The 609-nt window shown below is 60.1% G+C and carries 1 protein-coding gene; it reads left to right on the forward strand.

Annotation, left to right across the window (positions count from 1 at the left end; all coding sequences use genetic code 11):
* A partial coding sequence (locus tag ACZYOF_RS44260) for a transposase (RefSeq protein WP_463719659.1) occupies positions 1-609 on the forward strand: 609 nt, incomplete at both ends.

Genomic DNA, 609 nt, shown 5'->3' on the forward strand with positions numbered 1-609 from the left:
CGGTGCGTGCGGTTGATGTGTTCGTCGACGGGCTCGATCTGGATAAGCTCGGCTTCGTTGGCGTCCAGCCACACGACACGGGGCGCCCCGGTTACCATCCCGGCATGATGCTCAAGCTCTACATCTACGGCTACCTCAATCGCGTGCCGTCGAGCCGACGCCTGGAGCGGGAATGCCAGCGCAATATCGAGATGATCTGGCTGACCGGGCAGTTGGCGCCGGACTTCAAGACCATCGCGGATTTCCGCAAGGACAATGGCAAGGCCATTCGTGAGGTCTGCCGCGAGTTCGTTGCGCTGTGCCGCAAGCTCGATCTGCTTGTTGCAGCGAGCGTCGCCATCGATGGATCGAAGTTCAAGGCGGTCAATGCGCGGGACAAGAACTTCACCGAGGCCAAGATGAAGAGGCGTCTTGAGCGGATCGATGAGAGCATCGCCCGCTATCTCTCGCAGCTCGAGACCGCCGATCGGCACGGCGATGCAGTGCCAGAGGCGAAGGTTGAGCGGTTGAAGGGCAAGATCGAGAAGCTCAAGGAGGAGATCGTTCGGCTCAACGCGATCAATGCGGAGATGATGAAGAGCGAGGACAAGCAGATCTCGCTGACCGATC

Source organism: Bradyrhizobium sp. LeoA1Lang (assembly GCF_055413685.1).